Below are 2,150 nucleotides of genomic sequence, written 5' to 3' on the forward strand. Positions count from 1 at the left end.
AGCTGCTTCTAAGGTTTTTATAATTCCGATACTATTATTCATAATTTGATTATTTGCATTTTTAGATCCATATTTTAATGCATTTATAAGTCTTATTTCAAAGGAACTAATATTTAATTTTTCAGCTATCATATCAATTTGTGATTCATGAGCAATGGATACTTGTGGAACACCAAATCCCCTCATGGCTCCGCACATTGGATTATTGGTATACATCATTGTGGATTCTATTTTTACATTTGGAATTTCATAAGGGCCTGTTGCATGAACCATAGCTCTTGATACAACTGCAGGTCCATAAGAAGAATAGGCACCTGTATCTGCATAAAACTCAGCCTCCATAGCTAATAACTTGCCATCTTCAGTTGCTCCGGTCTTAACCTTCATAATATGCGGATGTCTCTTTGCAGATACATTCATTGATTCTTCCCTTGAAAAAACAAGTTTTACAGGCCTATTTGTATAATAAGCTAGTAATGCAATATGACATTGTACTGATATATCTAGCTTGCCTCCAAATCCTCCTCCTACTTCTGAACGGACACCCCTGACCATGCTTTGTGGCATTGCAAGAACCCTGGCAACTTCTCCTCTGTCAAAATGTGGATTCTGAGTAGAACACCAAAAACTTATTTTTCCTTTTTCAAATTTTGCAATACCTGCTTCTGGTTCTATAAACATATGTGCTACTACTGGTGTTTTATATACATTTTCTACAATAACGTCACATTTTTTAAAAGCTTCTTCAACATTACCTTTAATAAGATTTTTCTTCATCAATATATTTGTATCTCCATGAACCTTTGGTGACTCATCTTTCATTGCCTCAAATATATCTGTTACTATGGGTAATTCTTCATATTCAACATTTATTAGGCCTAAAGCTTCTTCAGCTATTTCTTTTGTTTCAGCTGCCACTAATGCAATTGCATCTCCAAATCTTCTTATTTTATCTTCAACTAAAACAGGTTCATCTTTGATAATTATTCCCACTCTATTTTCTCCTGGGATATCTTTGTGAGTCAACACACACACCACTCCAGAAAGTTCTTTTGCCTTTGATATATCTACTTTTATAATTTTTGCAGAAGCTACTTCACTTCTGAGTACTTTTGCATGCAACATATTTTCAAATTCATAATCTGAAGAAAAAAGAGCTTTACCAGTAACTTTTGAAATGGCATCCTTTTTAATTACATTTTTTCCAACTACATCAAAATTACTCATTATTCTATACCTCCTTTTATTTAGTAGAATTTGCAACGACTTCTTTTGTTGCGTCAATAATCTTTTTATATCCTGTACATCTGCATAGATTCCCCTCTATAGCTTCTTTTATATCTCCATCATTTGGATTTGAATTTTTCATTAAAAGTGCTTTTATAGATAAGACCATTCCCGGAGTACAAAACCCGCATTGGACAGCTCCATATTTTATAAATGCTTCCTGTATCTCGTCCAGTTCCCCATCTTTGGAGATTCCTTCGATTGTTATAATGCTACTGCCATCAGCCTGTGGTGCCAGCATTGTACAAGATGTAACGGCTTCCCCATTCATAATAACAGTACATGCCCCGCATTCACCTTCACTGCAGCCTTCCTTTACTCCAGTTAATCCAAAATCTTCTCTCAACATGTCAAGAAGTCTCTTATTAGGATTAACTTCTATGTAAACATCTTTATTGTTTAAATTAAATGACATTTTAAATTTTTTCATGTTAGTCTCCTTATTGAAAATCTATTTTTGAACTGTTTTATCATAAATTGCTTCAAATACTTCTCTTGAAACTCCCTTTATGCATTGCTTTTTATAAGGTATTAAATCTTTAAAAGGTGTTTCTAAAAGGGTCTTTGCCGTAAATTCTGACATTTTTTCTATACAGTTTTCGATATTTTCCAAATTCAGTTCTTTTCCAATAAATTCTTTTTCTACAGATGTTGCTCTTACTGGGTGTCTTTGTATTGCTCCTATTGTTATTTTTACATCTTTACAAAGGTTATCATCTGATATTTCCATTGCTGCAGCAACACTAATTTCTACAATAGAAAGAGCTTCCCTCAGACCAAATTTAACAAAATATGAAAAAATATTTTTTTTACTTGATTTAAAAGAAATTTCTGTTAAAACTTCATTTTTATTTATGTCAATG

The 2,150-nt window shown here is 32.8% G+C and carries 2 protein-coding genes and 1 pseudogene; all 3 read right to left on the minus strand.

All coding sequences use genetic code 11. The features are described from left to right. Positions 1–1,227 (minus strand): xanthine dehydrogenase family protein molybdopterin-binding subunit (locus tag ABZA26_RS13495; RefSeq protein WP_372715020.1); only part of this gene is annotated, 1,227 nt, incomplete at its 3' end. A gap of 16 nt (positions 1,228–1,243) precedes the next feature. Continuing rightward, on the minus strand, positions 1,244–1,702 hold the full coding sequence (locus ABZA26_RS13500; protein WP_372715021.1) for a (2Fe-2S)-binding protein: 459 nt from the start codon (positions 1,700–1,702) through the stop codon (positions 1,244–1,246). A gap of 36 nt (positions 1,703–1,738) precedes the next feature. Then, positions 1,739–2,150: pseudogene (locus tag ABZA26_RS13505) on the minus strand (FAD-binding molybdopterin dehydrogenase); the annotation flags it as partial.

Source organism: Ilyobacter sp. (assembly GCF_041583315.1).
Classification (GTDB): domain Bacteria; phylum Fusobacteriota; class Fusobacteriia; order Fusobacteriales; family Fusobacteriaceae; genus Ilyobacter.

What these genes read in the sequence shown, in the direction of transcription:
- ABZA26_RS13500 (WP_372715021.1), bottom strand. Translation starts at nt 1,702, where the DNA reads ATGTCATTTAATTTAAACAATAAAGATGTTTACATAGAAGTTAATCCT.